This window comes from Brevundimonas sp. TWP2-1 (genome assembly GCF_049897645.1).
GTDB lineage: Bacteria > Pseudomonadota > Alphaproteobacteria > Caulobacterales > Caulobacteraceae > Brevundimonas.
Map to the genome: position 1 here is coordinate 992,112 of NZ_JAFCWR010000002.1, position 17,059 is coordinate 1,009,170.

Annotated in this window: 14 protein-coding genes; 8 read left to right on the forward strand and 6 right to left on the reverse strand. The window is 66.9% G+C overall.

The genetic code is table 11. The features are described 5' to 3' along the window. Position 1: 1 nt before the first annotated feature. From atpD to ACP7BH_RS15280, 4 genes are all read right to left on the reverse strand, one after another. Positions 2-1,537 carry a F0F1 ATP synthase subunit beta gene (gene atpD / locus ACP7BH_RS15265; RefSeq protein ID WP_425986604.1) on the reverse strand — a complete coding sequence of 512 codons (1,536 nt, stop codon included), beginning with the start codon at positions 1,535-1,537 and terminating at the stop codon, positions 2-4. Positions 1,538-1,574: 37 nt separating this feature from the next. Then, a complete protein-coding gene (locus ACP7BH_RS15270; protein WP_425986606.1) occupies positions 1,575-2,453 on the reverse strand; it encodes a F0F1 ATP synthase subunit gamma in 879 nt (292 codons plus the stop codon). Positions 2,454-2,487: 34 nt separating this feature from the next. Further along, positions 2,488-4,020 (reverse strand): F0F1 ATP synthase subunit alpha, encoded by a 1,533-nt coding sequence (gene atpA / locus ACP7BH_RS15275; protein ID WP_135194047.1) that lies wholly within the window; start codon positions 4,018-4,020, stop codon positions 2,488-2,490. Between the two features lie 78 nt (positions 4,021-4,098). Beyond that, a complete protein-coding gene (locus ACP7BH_RS15280) occupies positions 4,099-4,653 on the reverse strand; it encodes a F0F1 ATP synthase subunit delta (protein WP_425986608.1) in 555 nt (184 codons plus the stop codon). 264 nt (positions 4,654-4,917) lie between these two features. Between ACP7BH_RS15280 and ACP7BH_RS15285 the strand changes: the two genes are divergently transcribed. The 3 genes from ACP7BH_RS15285 to ACP7BH_RS15295 all read left to right on the forward strand — a co-directional run bounded on the left by ACP7BH_RS15285 (position 4,918) and on the right by ACP7BH_RS15295 (position 7,547). Next, positions 4,918-5,838, forward strand: coding sequence for an endonuclease/exonuclease/phosphatase family protein (locus ACP7BH_RS15285; protein WP_425986610.1), 921 nt, complete (start codon positions 4,918-4,920; stop codon positions 5,836-5,838). Between the two features lie 102 nt (positions 5,839-5,940). Then, a complete protein-coding gene (locus ACP7BH_RS15290) occupies positions 5,941-6,768 on the forward strand; it encodes a TerC family protein (protein ID WP_425986612.1) in 828 nt (275 codons plus the stop codon). A 5-nt stretch (positions 6,769-6,773) separates the two neighbouring features. Continuing rightward, on the forward strand, positions 6,774-7,547 hold the full coding sequence (locus ACP7BH_RS15295; protein ID WP_425986615.1) for a glutaminyl-peptide cyclotransferase: 774 nt from the start codon (positions 6,774-6,776) through the stop codon (positions 7,545-7,547). Between the two features lie 67 nt (positions 7,548-7,614). On the opposite strand, the gene katG is transcribed toward ACP7BH_RS15295, so the two are convergent. Then, positions 7,615-9,885: a catalase/peroxidase HPI gene (katG, locus tag ACP7BH_RS15300; protein ID WP_425986618.1), complete on the reverse strand. Its 2,271-nt coding sequence runs from the start codon at positions 9,883-9,885 to the stop codon at positions 7,615-7,617. Positions 9,886-10,029: 144 nt separating this feature from the next. Here katG and ACP7BH_RS15305 point away from each other — a divergent pair, with 144 nt between their 5' ends. The 3 genes from ACP7BH_RS15305 (at position 10,030) to ACP7BH_RS15315 (ending at position 12,715) form a co-directional block, all read left to right on the forward strand. Continuing rightward, positions 10,030-10,929, forward strand: coding sequence for a hydrogen peroxide-inducible genes activator (locus ACP7BH_RS15305; protein WP_425986620.1), 900 nt, complete (start codon positions 10,030-10,032; stop codon positions 10,927-10,929). A 63-nt stretch (positions 10,930-10,992) separates the two neighbouring features. Continuing rightward, entirely contained in the window at positions 10,993-11,244 is a 252-nt protein-coding gene (locus ACP7BH_RS15310) for a hypothetical protein (RefSeq protein WP_135194053.1), read from the forward strand. A 97-nt stretch (positions 11,245-11,341) separates the two neighbouring features. Next, positions 11,342-12,715 (forward strand): NAD-dependent succinate-semialdehyde dehydrogenase, encoded by a 1,374-nt coding sequence (locus ACP7BH_RS15315; RefSeq protein ID WP_425986622.1) that lies wholly within the window; start codon positions 11,342-11,344, stop codon positions 12,713-12,715. Between the two features lie 74 nt (positions 12,716-12,789). Here ACP7BH_RS15315 and acnA read toward each other — a convergent pair whose 3' ends face one another. Beyond that, the gene (gene acnA, locus ACP7BH_RS15320; protein ID WP_425986623.1) at positions 12,790-15,516 is read right to left on the reverse strand and encodes an aconitate hydratase AcnA; all 2,727 of its coding nucleotides are present in this window, start codon (positions 15,514-15,516) and stop codon (positions 12,790-12,792) included. 209 nt (positions 15,517-15,725) lie between these two features. Here acnA and ccmA point away from each other — a divergent pair, with 209 nt between their 5' ends. Beyond that, positions 15,726-16,349, forward strand: a complete 624-nt coding sequence (ccmA, locus tag ACP7BH_RS15325) for a heme ABC exporter ATP-binding protein CcmA (protein WP_425986625.1) — start codon at positions 15,726-15,728, stop codon at positions 16,347-16,349. Then, on the forward strand, positions 16,346-17,056 hold the full coding sequence (ccmB, locus tag ACP7BH_RS15330; protein ID WP_425986627.1) for a heme exporter protein CcmB: 711 nt from the start codon (positions 16,346-16,348) through the stop codon (positions 17,054-17,056). Before ccmA ends, ccmB begins: the two co-directional genes overlap by 4 nt. The last annotated feature ends 3 nt before the right edge of the window (positions 17,057-17,059 follow it).

The window sequence follows — 17,059 nt, forward strand, 5'->3', positions numbered from 1 at the left end:
ATCAGGCTTCCGACGCCATCTTCTCGGCCTTGGCGACGGCCTCTTCGATGGCGCCGACCATGTAGAAGGCGGCTTCCGGCAGATGGTCGTAGTCGCCGGCGACGATGCCCTTGAACGAGCGGATCGTGTCGGCCAGTTCGACGAACTTGCCGGGCGCGTTGGTGAACTGCTCGGCCACGAAGAAGGGCTGCGACAGGAAGCGCTGGATCTTGCGGGCGCGCGAGACGACCAGCTTGTCCTCTTCCGACAGCTCATCCATGCCCAGGATGGCGATGATGTCCTTCAGGCCCTTGTACTGCTGCAGGACTTCCTGGACCGAACGGGCGACCTGGTAGTGCTCCTCGCCGATAACCAGCGGGTCCATGATCCGCGAGGTCGAGTCCAGCGGATCGACGGCGGGGAAGATGGCCTGGGCGGCGATGTCACGCGACAGCATGGTCGTCGCATCAAGGTGGGCGAAGGACGCGGCGGGCGCCGGGTCGGTGGGGTCATCGGCGGGGACGTAGATGGCCTGGACCGAGGTGATCGAGCCCTTCTTGGTCGAGGTGATGCGCTCTTGCAGGTTGCCCATCTCGGTGGCCAGCGTCGGCTGATAGCCGACGGCCGACGGGATACGACCCAGAAGGGCGGACACTTCCGAACCGGCTTGAGTGAAGCGGAAGATGTTGTCGACGAACAGCAGGACGTCCTTGCCCTCTTCGTCACGGAAATACTCGGCCTGGGCCAGACCGGTCAGGGCGACGCGGGCGCGGGCGCCGGGAGGCTCGTTCATCTGGCCGTAGACCAGGGCGCACTTGGAGCCTTCGGTCGAGCCGCCGTTCTTGGCCGGGTCCACGTTCACGTTGGACTCGATCATCTCGTGATACAGGTCGTTGCCTTCGCGGGTGCGCTCGCCCACGCCGGCCAGGACCGAATAACCGCCGTACGCCTTGGCGATGTTGTTGATCAGTTCCTGCATGGTGACGGTCTTGCCGACGCCGGCGCCGCCGAACAGGCCGGTCTTGCCGCCCTTGGTGTAGGGGCAGATCAGGTCGATCACCTTGATGCCCGTGACCAGGATTTCCGACGAGTTGGTCTGCTCCTCGAAGGTCGGCGCCTCGCGGTGGATCGGACGATATTGCGTGGTCTGGATCGGACCGGCCTCGTCGATCGGCTGGCCGACGACGTTCATGATACGGCCCAGCACGCCCGGTCCGACCGGGGTCTGGATCGACGAGCCGGTGTCGATCACGGGCTGACCGCGCGTCAGGCCTTCGGTCGTGTCCATGGCGATGGTGCGGACCATGTTCTCACCCAGGTGCTGGGCGACTTCCAGCACCAGGGTGAAGGGCTCGCCCGTCTTCTGATCGACGTTCTGCGTGTTCAGGGCGTTCAGGATCGCCGGCAGGTGGCCGGTGAACTCGACGTCGACGACGGCGCCGATGACCTGGGCGATCTTGCCGGTGGCGACGATGGAGCCCGGCGCGGTAGCGGCGGCGGGCGCCGTCTTGACGGCGGGCTTCTTGGCGGCGGGTTTTTTGGCGACGGTGTCGGTCATGGCTGGGGTCCGTATCGGAATGTCTGTTCGGTCGGGATCAGAGGGCTTCGGCGCCGGCGATGATCTCGATCAGTTCGGTGGTGATCTGGGCCTGTCGCTTGCGGTTGTATTGCAGCGTCAGGGCGTTGATGAGGTCGCCGGCGTTGCGCGTGGCGTTGTCCATCGCCGCCATCTGCGACCCGAAGAAGCCCGCCTGGTTCTCGTAAAGAGCAGCCAGGATCTGGGTCGTCAGGTTGCGCGGCAGCAGGGTTTCGAGGATTTCCTCTTCCGAGGGCTCGTAGTCATAGACCGCGCCGTTCAGGTCGATCGGCTGGGCGTCGCCCTCGACCACGGCGGGGATCAGCTGCTTGCCGGTCGGGACCTGTTGGATCACCGACTTGAACTGGCTGTAGAACAGGGTGACCACGTCGGCCTGGCCGTCCTCGAACGCCGTGGCGATCATCTCGGCGACCGGCTGGGCCGACGGCAAACCGATGGTCTTGTGCTCGCTCAGCTCGAAGGTGTGGATCACCTTGTCGCCGTAAAGACGGGTCAGCTGATCGCGCGACTTCTTGCCGACGGCGATGATCTTCACGTCCTTGCCGTTGGCGATCAGGCTGTTGATCCGCTCGCGGGCGGCGCGGATGACGTTGGTCGAGAAACCGCCCGCCAGACCCTTGTCCGCCGTCGCCACCACGATCAGGTGACGATGGTCCTGACCCGTGCCGGCAAGCAAGCGCGGCGCGTCGGCGCCTGAGACGCCGGCGGCTAAGTTGGCGATGACCGAGGCCATCTTCTGCGCATAGGGACGGGCGCTCTCGGCCTGATCCTGGGCGCGTTTCAGCTTGGCCGCGGCGACCATCTGCATGGCCTTCGTGATCTTCTGCGTGGCTTTCACGCTTCCGATCCGATTGCGCATTTCCTTGAGGCTGGCCATCCGGCGTTGCTCTTCCTCTAACTACCGGCGGGGTTCAGGCGAAGGTCTTCACGAAGGCGGCCAAGATGTCCTTCAGCTCGGCTTCGAGATCCGAGGTCAGGTCCTTCTTGGTGCGGATGCCTTCGAGCAGCGAGGCGTGGTTCGCATGGATGCGCGCCAGCAGTTCCTTCTCAAACCGCCCGACGTCGCCCACGGCGATGCCGTCGATATAGCCGCGCGTGCCGGCGTAGACCGAGACGACCTGCTCTTCCATCGCCAGCGGCGAATATTGCGGCTGCTTCAGCAGTTCGGTCAGGCGGGCGCCGCGCGCCAGCAGCTTCTGGGTCGAGGCGTCCAGGTCCGAGCCGAACTTGGCGAAGGCGGCCATCTCGCGATACTGGGCCAGCTCGCCCTTGATGGTGCCTGCGACCTTCTTCATCGCCTTGGTCTGGGCCGATGAGCCTACGCGCGACACCGAGATGCCGACGTTCACGGCCGGGCGGATGCCTTGGTAGAACAGGTCCGATTCCAGGAAGATCTGGCCGTCGGTGATCGAGATGACGTTGGTCGGGATATAGGCCGAAACGTCGTTGGCTTGGGTTTCGATGATCGGCAGGGCGGTCAGCGAGCCCGAGCCGTAGTCTTCGTTCAGCTTGGCCGAACGCTCCAGCAGGCGCGAGTGCAGATAGAAGACGTCGCCCGGATAGGCTTCGCGGCCCGGCGGGCGGCGCAGCAGCAGGGACATCTGGCGATAGGCCACAGCTTGCTTGGACAGGTCGTCGTAGACGATCAGGGCGTGCATGCCGTTGTCGCGGAAGAACTCGCCCATGGCGGTGCCGGCGAACGGGGCCAGGAACTGCAGCGGGGCCGGCTCCGAGGCCGTGGCGGCGACGACGATGGTGTATTCCAGCGCGCCGGCCTCTTCGAGCGTCTTGACGATCTGGGCGACGGTCGAGCGCTTCTGGCCGATGGCGACGTAGATGCAGTAGAGCTTGGCGCTCTCGTCGTCGGTCTTGTTGACGTTCTTCTGGTTCAGGATGGTGTCGACGGCGACGGCGGTCTTGCCGACCTGACGGTCGCCGATGATCAGCTCGCGCTGGCCACGGCCGACGGGGATCAGGGTGTCGATGGCCTTCAGGCCGGTCTGCATCGGCTCGTGGACCGACTTGCGCGGGATGATGCCCGGCGCCTTGACGTCGACGCGGCGACGCTCGGTGAACTCGATCGGGCCCTTGCCGTCGATCGGCTCGCCCAGCGGGTTGACGACGCGGCCCAGCAGGCCGCGACCGACCGGCACGTCCACGATCTCGCCCAGGCGGCGCACGTCGTCGCCCTCGGCGATCTGGGCGTCCGCGCCGAAGATCACGGCGCCGACGTTGTCGCGCTCCAGGTTCAGGGCCATGCCCTTGACGCCGGCCTTGGTGAACTCGACCATTTCGCCAGCCTGGACATTGTCCAGACCATGGATGCGGGCGATGCCGTCGCCGACCGACAGCACGCTGCCGACGTCGGAAACGTCGGCTTCGACGCCGAAGTTGGCGATCTGCGACTTGAGGATGGCCGAGATTTCAGCGGCGCGGATGTCCATGACGGGCTCTCTGTTCTTCAGTCTTTATGCGGGTGCGCCGATCAGGCGCGCTTCATTCTTGTGTGCGGGCAGCAGGCTTTAAGCCCGCTTGAGGGCGAACTTCATCTGGTCGAGCTTGGTCTTCAGCGAGGCGTCGAACAATTTCGAACCGACCTTGATCTTCAGCCCGCCCAGGATCGACGGATCGACGCGTGCGGTCAGTTCCGGCGCCCTGCCCAGGCTCTTGGACAGGGCGGCGGTGATGGCGGCGACCTGTTTGGCGTCCAGCGGCTGGGCCGAGACGACCTCGGCGGCGACGACGCCGGCGTGTTTGGCGTAACGCGCCTCGAAGCCGGCGATCACGCCCGGCAGATCCTTGGCGCGATGGTTCTGGGCCAGCAGACCCAGGAAGTTGGACGTGGTCTGTTCGAACCTGGCCTTGGCGGCGATGGCGACCAGACCCTTGGCCTGATCGTCGGCGGAGATGACGGGCGAGGCGGCCAGACGACGCAGGTCGGCGCTCTCGATCCAGGCCGCCTTCAGCGACTTCAGATCGGCGCGCACGGCGTCCAGGCGGCCGGTTTCCAGCGCCAGGTCAATCAGCGCCTGTGCGTAGCGATCGCCGACTTCCGTCGTTCTGAAATCATCAGCCACTGATTAGGGTCCGAGGTCGTTGTGTCAGGGTCGCAACCGACTGCGAGGCTCGCAACGGTCAAAAGCTTGAAATGCTTACGGAAAGCACGACAGAGGCCGTATCCGTAAATACGCCCCCTTCAAGCCGGGCGCCTGATAGCACGGGGTTTCGCCGCTCGCAACATTGCGTGAAGGGGTGATGAAGCCGCACCCTGTCGCATCAGGCGTCGCATCCTGGTCATCCCGCCGTGAGAAACCAGGCCAGAGCCTTCGACGAGACCCCAGATGAAACTGTCGCCCCTGCTGATCGCCACCGCCTGCGCCTTACTGGCGCCGTGCGTCGTCGCCCCATCGAGCCTCCAGGCCAGGGCCCTGCCTGAGCGGCAGACGCCCCCTGCGGACACCCCGCGCTCGGTGCGGCTGATGAGCTACAACATTCGCTATGACGCGCCCGACGATACGCCGAACTGGGCGCAGCGCCGCCCGCACATGGCGCGCCAGATCGCCTTCTTCGACCCCGACATCCTGGGGGTCCAGGAGGCGTTGATTCCGATGGTCGCCTATCTGGCCGAACAGGCGCCGGCCTACGATCATTACGGCGTCGGCCGCGACGACGGCGCCCAGACGGGCGAGACGACGACCCTGTTCTGGCGTCGCGACCGATTCGAGGCGATCAGCGCCCAGACTCTGTGGTGCTCGCTTACGCCGGACCGACCGTCCAAGGGCTGGGACGCCGCCCTACCCCGCACCATCACCCGCGTCGTCCTGCGTGACCGGATCGACGGCGGCCTGCTGGATGTCCGCAACGCCCATTTCGACCATGTCGGCGTGATCGCCCGCGAAGAATGCGCCGCACTGGCAGCTGACATGGCGCTGGCCTCGGTCGAGGGCGTCACGGCGGCGGTGGTCCTGATGGGGGATTTCAACACCGGCCCGAACAGCGCACCCTATCGCCGGATCCTGGCCTCGGGCCTGAGCGACGCCCGCGCGGTCAGTCCCGTCGTGTTCGGCCCGGCCGGCACCTACAACGCCTTCGACATCACCAACGACAATGACGGCGTCGCTATCGACCATGTCTTCGTCGGCCCCGGCCTGTCGGTCGAACGCTACGCCGTGCCGACCGATTCCTTCGCCGGCCAGGTGATCTCGGACCATTTCCCGGTGGTGGTCGATATCGCCTCGGAAGGGGCCTTGATCGCCAGATGAAGGCCAGGGGTGCGACCATTGCGCCGCACCCTGTCGCTTGATCGGAACCCGCAGCGGCCCTAGCGCTTTCCGCTCAAGCTTTATTCTCCACCAGGAACCCCAATGCTCGACAGCATCACCCCTCTGCTCTCCGATCCGGCCGCCTGGGCCGCATTGGTGACCCTCATCGTGATGGAGGTCGTGCTTGGTATCGACAACCTGATCTTCATCTCCATCCTCTCGAACAAGCTGCCCGAGCATCAGCGCCAGAAGGTCCGTCGCCTCGGCATCGGCCTGGCCCTGATCATGCGCCTGGCGCTGCTGTCGATCATCGCCTGGTTGGTCGGACTGGTTCAGCCCGTCTTCACCGTCATGGGCAACGAATTCTCGTGGAAGGATCTGATCCTGATCGCGGGCGGTCTGTTCCTGGTCTGGAAGGCGACCAAGGAGATCCACCACACCGTCGATCCCACGCCCAGCCATGACGTGATGGACAAGAAGGACGTGATGATCATGAACGCGGGCGCGGCGATCTTCCAGATCATCCTGCTGGACATCGTCTTCTCGATCGACTCGATCCTGACCGCCGTCGGCATGACCGAGCACCTGCCGATCATGGTCGTCGCCGTTCTGGTCGCCGTGACCGTGATGCTGCTGGCCGCCGATCCCCTGGCTGACTTCATCAACAAGAACCCCAGCGTAGTCATGCTGGCCCTCGGCTTCCTGCTGATGATCGGCATGGTGCTGATCGCCGACGGCTTCGGCTATCACGTGCCCAAGGGCTACATCTACGCGGCCATGGCCTTCTCGGCCGGCGTGGAGGCCCTGAACATGATGGGCCGTCGCGGCGCCACCAAGAAGGAAATGGCCGAACAGGCCCGCAGCGACGCGAACGCCGCCGAGGTCCGCGCCCAGAAGGCCGAGGCCGAAGCCGCCGCCGAGCAGGGCTGAGGCTCATGAACCGCCTGTCGTCTCGTCTCGCCGGTCTGATCGCCGGCCTGCTCCTGGCGACAGGCGTTTGCCTTCCCGTCCGCGCCGAGGTTCCGGTCCAGTCCTGGGAGGTCGTGCGGGCCTATCCGCACGACACCGGGGCCTTCACCGAGGGCCTCTTCTTCCACGACGGCGCCCTTTACGAGAGCACCGGCCTGTATCCGTCCTTCATTCGTCAGGTGCGGCTGGAGACGGGCGAAGTGCTGCGCCAGCGCGACCTGCCGACCATCTATTTCGGCGAGGGCATGACCACGCTGAACGGCAAGCTCTACAGCCTGACCTGGCGCAACCACATCGGCTTCATCTGGAAGCTGGACGACTTCTCGCCCTTGGGCGGCTTCTCCTATCCGGGCGAGGGCTGGGCCCTGACCACCGACGGCCGCCGCCTGATCATGAGCGACGGCACAGACCAACTGCGCTTCCTCGATCCCGAGACGCTCGCCGAGACCGGCCGGGTCTCCGTCACTGCCGACGGCAAGCCGCTGGATCAGATCAACGAGCTGGAATGGATCGACGGCGAGGTCTTCGCCAACCTGTGGCAGGACAACCGCATCGCCCGCATCGATCCCGAGACGGGCGTGGTGAAAGCCTTCATCGACCTGACCGCCCTGGTCCCCCAAGGCATCGGCCTGGATCCCAATGACGACGTCCTGAACGGCATCGCCTGGGACGCCGCCGGCAAGCGGCTGTTCGTCACCGGCAAGCGCTGGCCCCAACTGTTCGAGATCAGGCTGCGCTGATCCAAACAACGAAAGGGCCGGACGCTGCGATGGCGTCCGGCCCTTTGCTTTCAGTCCGGTCTCAGGCTCAACCGTGCAGGTCGAACCGGTCCAGCTCCGTCACCTTGGTCCAGGCCGCCACGAAGTCCGACACGAACTTGGCCTCCGCATCCGCCCCGGCATAGACCTCGGCCAGCGCCCGCAGCACGGCATTGGAGCCGAACACCAGATCGACGCGGGTGCCGGTCCACTTGGCTTCGCCCGTGCGACGGTCGCGGCCTTCGAACACATCCTTGACGTCCGAGGTCGCCGTCCACTTCACATCCATGTCCAGCAGGTTGACGAAGACATCGTTGGACAGCACGCCCGGCCGCTCGGTCAGCACGCCGTGCGTCGCCCCGCCGACATTGATGTTGATCGCCCGCAGGCCCCCGATCAGCACCGTCATCTCCGGCGCCGTCAGCGTCAGCCGCTGCGCCTGGTCGATCAGCAGGGCCTCTGCCGGAACCGCATAGCGGGCCTTCTGGAAGTTGCGGAACCCATCGGCGACCGGCTCCAGATAGGCGAAGGATTCGACATCCGTCTGCACCTGGCTGGCGTCCGTCCGACCGGGCGTGAACGGCACGCTGGCCTCGTGGCCCGCCGCCTTGGCCGCCTGTTCGACGCCCGCATTGCCCGCCAGCACGATCAGGTCGGCCAGGGAGACTTTCTTGCCTCCCGTCTGGCCCTGGTTGAACTCGACCTGGATACGCTCCAGCGTCTTCAGCACCCGGTCCAGTTGCTCCGGCTGGTTGGCGGCCCAGTCCTTTTGCGGCGCCAGACGGATGCGCGCGCCGTTCGCCCCGCCCCGCTTGTCCCCGCCCCGGAAGGTCGAGGCCGAGGCCCAGGCCGTCCCGACCAGTTCGGCGGCGCTCAGGCCCGAATCCAGCACCTTGGCTTTCAGAACCGCCGCATCCGTCGCATTGATCAGCGGGTGATCGACCTCCGGCACGGGATCCTGCCAGATCAGCACTTCGCTCGGGACTTCCGGCCCGACGTAGCGCGAGCGCGGTCCCAGATCGCGGTGGGTCAGCTTGAACCAGGCCCGCGCAAACGCCTCGGCGAAGGCCTGCGGATTGTTCAGGAAGCGGCGCGAGATCTTCTCGTATTCCGGGTCGAACCGCATCGACAGATCGGTCGTCAGCATGGTCGGCCGCTTCTTCTTGGCCGGATCGTGGGCGTCGGGGATGATCTCGCCCGCATCCTTGGCCACCCACTGGTGCGCCCCGGCCGGGGACTTCTCCAGTTCCCATTCGAAGCCGAACAGGTTCTCGAAATAGAAGTTGCTCCACTGGGCTGGCGTCTGGGTCCAGGTGACTTCCAGGCCGCTGGTGATGGCGTCGCCGCCCGAGCCCGTGCCGAAGCTGGAGGTCCAGCCCAACCCTTGCGCCTCCAGGCCCTCGCCTTCCGGCTCTGCGCCGACGTGATCGGCCGGGCCGGCGCCGTGGGTCTTGCCGAAGGTGTGGCCCCCCGCGATCAGGGCGACCGTCTCCTCGTCGTTCATCGCCATCCGCGCGAAGGTGTCGCGGATGTCGCGCGCCGCCGCGATCGGATCGGGATTGCCGTCCGGCCCTTCCGGGTTGACGTAGATCAGGCCCATCTGCACGGCGGCCAGCGGGTTCTCCAGATCGCGCGTATGCTCGTCGCCGTCGGCGCGGTCGTCGCTGACCAGCACGGCCTCGTCGCCGGGCTTCACCACCCCGTGCGAACCGTGGGCATAACGTTCGTCGCCGCCCAGCCAGGTCGTCTCACGACCCCAATAGACGTCCTGATCCGGCTCCCACGTATCCTGGCGGCCGCCGGCGAAGCCGAAGGTGCGGAAGCCCATGGTCTCCAGCGCCACGTTCCCGGTCAGGATCATCAGGTCGGCCCAGGAGATGGCCTGGCCGTACTTCTGCTTGATCGGCCACAACAGGCGCCGCGACTTGTCGATGTTGACGTTGTCGGGCCAGGAGTTCAGCGGCGCGAACCGCTGCTGGCCGCGCCCGCCGCCGCCGCGTCCATCGCCGACGCGATAGGTGCCGGCGCTGTGCCAGGCCATGCGGATGAACTGCGGTCCGTAGTGACCGAAGTCCGCCGGCCACCAGTCCTTGGAATCCGTCATCAGGGCGCGCAGGTCGGCCTTCAGCGCCTCATAGTCCAGCTTGGCGAAGGCCTCGCGATAGCTGAAGGTTTCGCCCAGCGGGTCGGACTTCGACGAATGCTGGTTCAGCAGGTCGGTGCGCAGCTGCCCCGGCCACCAGTCGCGGTTCTGCACCCCGCCGCCCGCGACGGACTCGGTTGTTCGGCCGGAGAAGGGGCATTTGGCTTCGTCGGTCATGGTGGCGTTTCCCTGCTGATTTCGCGCGACTTGAGGGCCGCTCTCTATGGCCCTGTAGATGACGAGGTCATTCGACACGGGTCAAACGGATAAAGCCAATCGATTATCCTTGGCGTCGGCATAGGACAGGCCTATCTCACGCCCATGCTTCCCACCCTGCGTCAGCTTCAATATCTCAAGCTCCTGGCCGAACACGGCAGCTTCTCGCGCGCCGCCGAGGCCGCCCACGTCAGCCAGCCGGCTCTCAGCGCCGGGGTGCAGGAGCTGGAGCGTATCCTCGGCGCGCCCGTGGTGGAGCGGGCGCGGGGCGCCGTCATCATGACCGCCGTCGGGGTCGAGGCCGTGCGCCGGGCCGAGGACGTGCTGGCCCGCACCGAGGATCTGGTCGAGGCGGCCAAGAACGCCGGCCGGCTACTGTCGGGCCGCTTCCGCCTGGGCGTCATCCCCACGGTCGCCCCCTTCCTGCTGCCCGCCAAACTGCCGTCTGTGAAGGCCGCCTATCCCAGCCTGAAGCTCTACATCCGCGAAGATCTGACGCCCCGCCTGATCGCCGCCCTGAAGGCGGGCCAGATCGACGCCGCCGTCATCGCCCTGCCTTACGACGCGCCGGGCATCGAACACGCGCGCATCGGCGACGACGAGATCATGGCCGCCGCCCCCCACGACCATGCCCTGGCCGCCCCTGGCCCGATCCGTCCCGGCTCGTTGCGGGCCGAGGATCTGATCCTGCTGGAAGACGGCCATTGCCTGCGCGACCACGCCCTGGCGGCGCTCGACATCGAGGCGCCGCGCGGCGACGACGTCTTCGCCGCCACCAGCCTGCACACCCTTGTCCAGATGGTCGGCTCGGGCCTGGGCGTCTCCTTCCTGCCCAAGATGGCGGTCCAGGCGGGTCTGGCCGACAACCCTTCCGTCGCCATCCGCGCCTTCGAGAACCAGGCCGACGGCGCGCCGCCCCACCGCGAGATCGTCGTCGCCTGGCGTTCCGGCTCCAGCCGCGCCGCCGAGGCCCGGCTTCTGGCCGAGGCCCTGAAGCTGGATTGAAACTGGACTGAAACGGGACTGGCCCTGTTGACCTGAGCGCCGAACAGGCCGCTTGGGAAGCGCATGGCAACCGAAACCGTCTACATCGTCCAGGCCTATGTCCAGGGCCGGGGCAAGGCCCTCCGCGCCGAACAGCAGGTCGGCTGCAAGGACGCCGAGGAGGCGCGCCGCAAGGCCGAACGCCTGGCGCCTCTACGTCTCGGCGTCGTCGCCTTCGCCGTCTCGGCCGACACCGAAATGGGCGATTACGACGAGGAGCCGACGATCATCTTCAAGTCCGGCCAGCTGCCGCCGCCGTTCAGCGACGCGGACTGAGACTGGAGGGGCAACCGCCCCGGCCGCAAGGCGTTCGTTTCCTTAGACAACGGATCGGCGCCGCCCCGGGCGTCCGACCGAAGCTTCAGGACGCCGCATGGCCTATCGCACCCTCAATCCCTTCACCGAACAGATGGTCGAGGAATACGCCGAACACACTGACGAGGCCGTCGAGGCGGCTCTGGCCAAGGCCGACGCCGTCTTCCGTTCCGACTGGTCCCAAGGCGACATCCAGCCACGCCTCGCCGTGCTGAAGTCCCTGTCGGCCCTGCTGACCGAGAACCGCGACAGCTTGGCCCGCACCATCGCCGAGGAGATGGGCAAGCCCCTGGCCCAGGGTCAGGGCGAGATCGACCTGTGCGCAAGCATCGCCGCCTACTATGCCGAAAAGGCCGCCGACTTCCTCAAACCCCAGAAGATCGACAGCGAACTGGGCGAGGCCTGGGTCGAGTTCCATCCCGTCGGCGTGCTGCTGGCGGTCGAGCCTTGGAACTTCCCCATCTATCAGCTGATCCGCGTGGTCGCCCCCGCCATCGCGGTCGGCAATCCGGTGCTCTACAAGCACGCTGGCATCGTCCCCCGCTGCGCCGCGCGGTTCGCCGAACTGGTGCGTGAGGCCGGCGCGCCCGAGGGCTGCGTCGCCAATCTCTACATCTCTTCAGACAAGGTCGCCGAACTGATCGGCGACGACCGCATCCAGGGCGTGGCCTTGACCGGGTCCGAGGGCGCAGGCGCCAAGGTCTCGGCCCGCGCGTCGGAAATGCTGAAGAAGTCCACGCTCGAACTGGGCGGCAGCGACGTCTTCGTCGTGCTGGACGACGCCGACATCGAAAAGGCGGTCGCGGCAGGCGTCGAGGGGCGGCTGTCCAACGCGGGCCAGGTCTGCACCGGCTCCAAACGCTTCATCGTCCAGAAGTCTGTCGCTGACGCCTTCACCACCGGCTTCGTCGAGGGCATGAAGAGCGCCGTCATGGGCGACCCGCTGGACGAGGCCACCGTCCTGGGTCCGCTGTCGTCCGAGGACGCGCTGAAGACATTGACCAAACAGGTCGAGGAGGCCGTCCAGCACGGCGCTAAGGCGGTGATCGGCGGCAAGCCCGCAGACCGCACCGGCTTCTTCTACGAACCCACCGTCCTGACCGACGTGGCCCGCGACAACCCGGCCTTCTATCAGGAGTTCTTCGGCCCCGTGGCCCAGGTCTTCGTGGTCGAGGACGACGATGCGGTCGTGGCCCTGGCCAATGATTCCCGCTTCGGCCTGGGCGGATCGATCTTCTCGGGCGACACGACCCGCGCCCGCAAGCTGGCGTCGCGGATCGAGACCGGCATGGTCTTCATCAACACCACCACCACCTCCATGCCCGAACTGCCGTTCGGCGGGATCAAGCGCTCGGGCTTCGGCCGCGAGCTGGGTGATGTCGGCATCAAGGAGTTCGTGAACCGCAAGCTGGTGGTCGTCGCCGCAGACTGACGCCCCCCTCGCCAAAGCAAAAGGGCCGGCGGATCGCTCCGCCGGCCCTTTCCTTGTCTTCAGCGAACCGCTGCCTATTCGGCGGCGATCGGCGCTTCGGTTTCCGGGCCGCGCGCCAGGTTGCGCAGCACGTAGGGCATCACGCCGCCGGCCAGCAGATAGTCCAACTCGGTCTGGTTATCGATGCGGCAGCGGACCGGGAAGCGGGCCATCTTGCCGTCCGACGGACGGAACAGCTCGACCCACAGGTCCTGGCGAGGCTTCAGCTTGCCGATGTTGGCGTCCGACAGGCCGCGGATCGTGACGATCTCTTCGCCCGTGAGGCCCAGCTTCAACCAGCCGTCCTGTTTGAACTGCAGCGGCACCACGCCCATGCCGACCAGGTTCGAACGGTGGATGCGCTCGAAGCTTTCGGCGATGACGGCGCGAACGCCCAGCAGACGGGTGCCCTTGGCCGCCCAATCGCGCGACGAGCCGGTACCGTATTCCTTGCCGGCGAAGACGACCAGCGGCCGACCTTCCGACTGGTAACGCATGGCCGCGTCATAGATCGACATCGTGTCGTTCGACGGGAAGTGCTTCGTCACGCCGCCTTCGATCTCGGGCGTGATGCGGTTCTTGATGCGGATGTTGGCGAAGGTGCCGCGCATCATGACTTCGTGGTTGCCGCGACGGGCGCCGTAGCTGTTGAACTCGGCCGCCTCGACGCCGTGGTTGGTCAGATAGACGCCGGCGGGCGAGGTCTTCTTGATCGACCCGGCCGGGGAGATGTGGTCGGTGGTGATCGAGTCGCCGAAGATGGCCAGGACGCGGGCCTCGACGATGTCCTGGACCGGGGTCAGGTCCATCGACAGGCCTTCGAAGTACGGCGGGTTGGCGACATAGGTGGAGGCGTCGTCCCACTCATAGGTCTGGCCGCCCGTGACCTTGATCGCCTGCCAGTGCTTGTCGCCCTTGAAGACGTCCTTGTAGCGTTTGGCGAACATGGCCGGGGTGACCGACTTCTTCTGGATCTCGGCGATCTCCTGCGAGGTCGGCCAGACGTCCTTCAGGAAGACGTCATTGCCCTTCTTGTCCTGGCCGATCGGATCCTTGGTGATGTCGATCCGCATCGAGCCAGCGATGGCGTAGGCCACGACCAGCGGCGGCGAGGCCAGGTAGTTGGCCTGGACGTCGGGGTTCACCCGGCCTTCGAAGTTGCGGTTGCCCGACAGGACCGAGGTCGCGACCAGGGCGTTGTCGTTGATCGCCTTGGAGATCGCCGGATCCAGCGGGCCCGAGTTGCCGATGCAGGTGGTGCAGCCGTAGCCGACCAGGTTGAAGCCCAGGGCGTCCAGGTCCTTCTGCAGGCCGGCGTCGGTCAGATAGTCGGTGACGACCTGCGAACCGGGGGCCAGCGAGGTCTTGACCCAGGGCTTGGCCTTCAGGCCCAGCGCATTGGCCTTGCGCGCCACCAGGCCGGCGGCGATCAGGACCGACGGGTTGGAGGTGTTGGTGCACGAGGTGATGGCCGCGATGACCACGTCGCCGTCGCCGACGGTGAACTTCTGGCCATCGACCGACACGCGCTCGGCGTCGGTCGGGCGGCTGAAGACTTCAGTCAGCGCGGTTTCGAAGGCCGGGGCGGCGGTGGTCAGTTCGACGCGGTCTTGCGGACGCTTCGGACCCGCCAGCGACGGCACGACGGTCGAGATGTCCAGTTCCAGCACATCGGTGAAGACCGGATCTTCGCTCGTCTCGTCGATCCACAGGCCCTGGGCCTTGGCGTAGGCCTCGACCAGGGCGACGCGCGCCTTGTCGCGGCCCGTGGCGGTCAGATAGTCGATGGTCGCGCGGCTGACCGGGAAGAAGCCGCAGGTGGCGCCGTATTCGGGAGCCATGTTGGCGATGGTCGCCTGGTCCTCGATGGTCATGTTCGGCAGGGCCGGACCGAAGAACTCCACGAACTTGCCGACGACGCCCTTCTTGCGCAGCATCTGGGTGACGGTCAGCACCAGGTCGGTCGCCGTCGTGCCCTCGGGCATCGCACCCGACAGCTTGAAGCCGATGACTTCGGGGATCAGCATCGGGATCGGCTGGCCCAGCATGGCCGCCTCGGCCTCGATGCCGCCGACGCCCCAGCCCAGGACGGCCAGGCCGTTGATCATGGTGGTGTGGCTGTCGGTGCCGACGACGGTGTCGGGATAGGCGACGGTCTTCTTGCCTTCATCGATGGTCCAGACGGTCTGGGCCAGATTCTCCAGGTTCACCTGGTGGCAGATGCCGGTGCCGGGGGGCACGACGCGGAAGTTGTTGAAGGCCGACGAGCCCCAGCGCAGGAAGTTGTAGCGCTCGATGTTGCGCTCGTATTCGCGCTCGACGTTCTGGCCAAAGGCCTTGGACGTGCCGAAGTTGTCGACCATCACCGAGTGGTCGATGACCAGATCGACCGGGACCAGCGGGTTGATCTTGGCGGCGTCGGCGCCCAGGGCGCTCATGGCGTCGCGCATGGCGGCCAGGTCGACCACGGCGGGCACGCCGGTGAAGTCCTGCATCAGGACGCGGGCCGGACGGAAGGCGATCTCGTGCTCGACCGAGCCCTTGTTCTCGACCCAGGCGGCGACGGCCTTCAGGTCGGCTTCGGTGACGGACACGCCGTCCTCGTTGCGCAGCAGGTTCTCCAGCAGCACCTTCATCGAGCGCGGCAGACGGGAAATCCCGGTCAGACCGGCTTCCTCGGCGGCGGGAAGGCTGTAATAGGCGTATTTCTTACGCCCGACGGAAAGGTCCTGGCGGGTCTTGAAGCTGTCGTTCGACGGCATGGAGTCTTCCTCTGGTCAGCGCCGCCCGACAATCCGGTTGCGCCTTCGCGCGACAGACGCAGCGGCTCACAGGGCCCCTGCGCGCGCGGCGAAAGCCTGCTGCGGCGACCGTGCCTATAGCTCCACGGGATCGCACCGTCCATGTGTCCACACCCTCGACAGGGACATTGAGAAGGGTTCGCAGATTCTGCGGACCTGGCGGGGCATAGATGATCCACACCCTCACCCTCTCCGACCTGACCGTCTCGCGCGGCGACCGGCGGCTGTTTCACAGTCTCGACCTGACCCTGCGCGCCGGCGAGGTCCTGGCCCTGACGGGCGCGAACGGGGCGGGCAAGACCAGCCTGTTGCGCACCATCGCCGGCCTACTGCGACCCGATGTTGGCACGGTCGGTTTCCAGGACGGCGACGGCAATCCGCTGGACGAGCGGCAGGCGCGCGGGCGAGAGACCCATTTCCTCGGCCATCTCGACGGGCTGAAGGGCGGCCGCACGGCGCGCGAGGAGCTGGGGTTCCAGTGCGACTGGCTGGGGCACACCCAGTATGGCCTCGATCACGCCGTTGAAGCCTTCGGCCTGAAGCCCCTGCTGGATCTGGAGGTCCGCCGCCTTTCGGCCGGTCAGCGTCGCCGCCTGGCCATGGGGCGGCTGGTCGGATCGCCGCGCGCCCTGTGGCTGCTGGACGAGCCGATGGCGCCGCTGGACGCCCGCTGGCGCGAGGCCTTCGCCGAACAGATGCAGCGCCATCTCGAAGCCGACGGCCTGATCGTCGCCGCCGTCCATGACCCCTTGCCCCTGTCGACCCGTGCTCTCGATCTGGGGAGCCTGAAATGAGCCGCCGCGACGCCGATCAGGAACCGCGCCCGCCCGGCCTGCGCGGCGCCACCCGCGTCCTGCTGGAGCGCGAACTGGACCTGGCCTGGGGCGGAGGCGGAGGGCCGCTGCTGGCCTGCGGCTTCTTCGCCTGTCTGACCGCCATCCTGCCGCTGGCGGCCGGCAGCGATCCGCGCACGCTCGGCCCCGTCGCGGGCGGGGTCGCCTGGCTAGCCCTGGCCCTGGCGTCCCTGCTGTCGCTGGAGCGGCTGTTCGAGCGGGACATGGAGGACGGCGGCCTGGACCTGCTGGCGCTGGGCCATCTGTCGCTGGAGCAGGTCGTGCTGATCAAGGCCCTGGCCCAGTGGGTCGCCGTCGGGCTTCCTCTGGCCCTGACCGCCCCGGTCGCCGCCATGGCCTTGGGCCTGCCGCCATCATTGGCGCCGCTGACCGCACTGACCGCGCTGATCGGGGGGGCGGGGTTCGCCTTCACCGGCGCCCTTGGCGCCGCCCTGGCGCTCGGCGCCAAGCGCGGCGGCCTGCTGATCGCGGTGGTGGTCCTGCCGCTGTTCATTCCGCCCGTGGTGTTCGGCGCCGGCGCCCTGGAACGCGCCGGATCGGGCCAGCCGGCCGGGCCAGCCCTGGCGTTGCTCTGCGCCTACGTCCTGTTCGCCGCCGTGATCGCGCCCTTCGCCGGCGCCGCCGCCGTTCGGAACGCGCAAGGGTGAGCT

Excerpts from the sequence above, each read along its gene's own strand:
- atpD (WP_425986604.1), bottom strand. The coding sequence starts at position 1,537 with ATGACCGACACCGTCGCCAAAAAACCCGCCGCCAAGAAGCCCGCCGTC.
- ACP7BH_RS15270 (WP_425986606.1), bottom strand. The coding sequence starts at position 2,453 with ATGGCCAGCCTCAAGGAAATGCGCAATCGGATCGGAAGCGTGAAAGCC.
- atpA (WP_135194047.1), bottom strand. The coding sequence starts at position 4,020 with ATGGACATCCGCGCCGCTGAAATCTCGGCCATCCTCAAGTCGCAGATC.
- ACP7BH_RS15285 (WP_425986610.1), top strand. The coding sequence starts at position 4,918 with ATGAAACTGTCGCCCCTGCTGATCGCCACCGCCTGCGCCTTACTGGCG.
- ACP7BH_RS15290 (WP_425986612.1), top strand. The coding sequence starts at position 5,941 with ATGCTCGACAGCATCACCCCTCTGCTCTCCGATCCGGCCGCCTGGGCC.
- ACP7BH_RS15295 (WP_425986615.1), top strand. The coding sequence starts at position 6,774 with ATGAACCGCCTGTCGTCTCGTCTCGCCGGTCTGATCGCCGGCCTGCTC.
- katG (WP_425986618.1), bottom strand. The coding sequence starts at position 9,885 with ATGACCGACGAAGCCAAATGCCCCTTCTCCGGCCGAACAACCGAGTCC.
- ACP7BH_RS15305 (WP_425986620.1), top strand. The coding sequence starts at position 10,030 with ATGCTTCCCACCCTGCGTCAGCTTCAATATCTCAAGCTCCTGGCCGAA.
- ACP7BH_RS15310 (WP_135194053.1), top strand. The coding sequence starts at position 10,993 with ATGGCAACCGAAACCGTCTACATCGTCCAGGCCTATGTCCAGGGCCGG.
- ACP7BH_RS15315 (WP_425986622.1), top strand. The coding sequence starts at position 11,342 with ATGGCCTATCGCACCCTCAATCCCTTCACCGAACAGATGGTCGAGGAA.
- acnA (WP_425986623.1), bottom strand. The coding sequence starts at position 15,516 with ATGCCGTCGAACGACAGCTTCAAGACCCGCCAGGACCTTTCCGTCGGG.
- ccmA (WP_425986625.1), top strand. The coding sequence starts at position 15,726 with ATGATCCACACCCTCACCCTCTCCGACCTGACCGTCTCGCGCGGCGAC.
- ccmB (WP_425986627.1), top strand. The coding sequence starts at position 16,346 with ATGAGCCGCCGCGACGCCGATCAGGAACCGCGCCCGCCCGGCCTGCGC.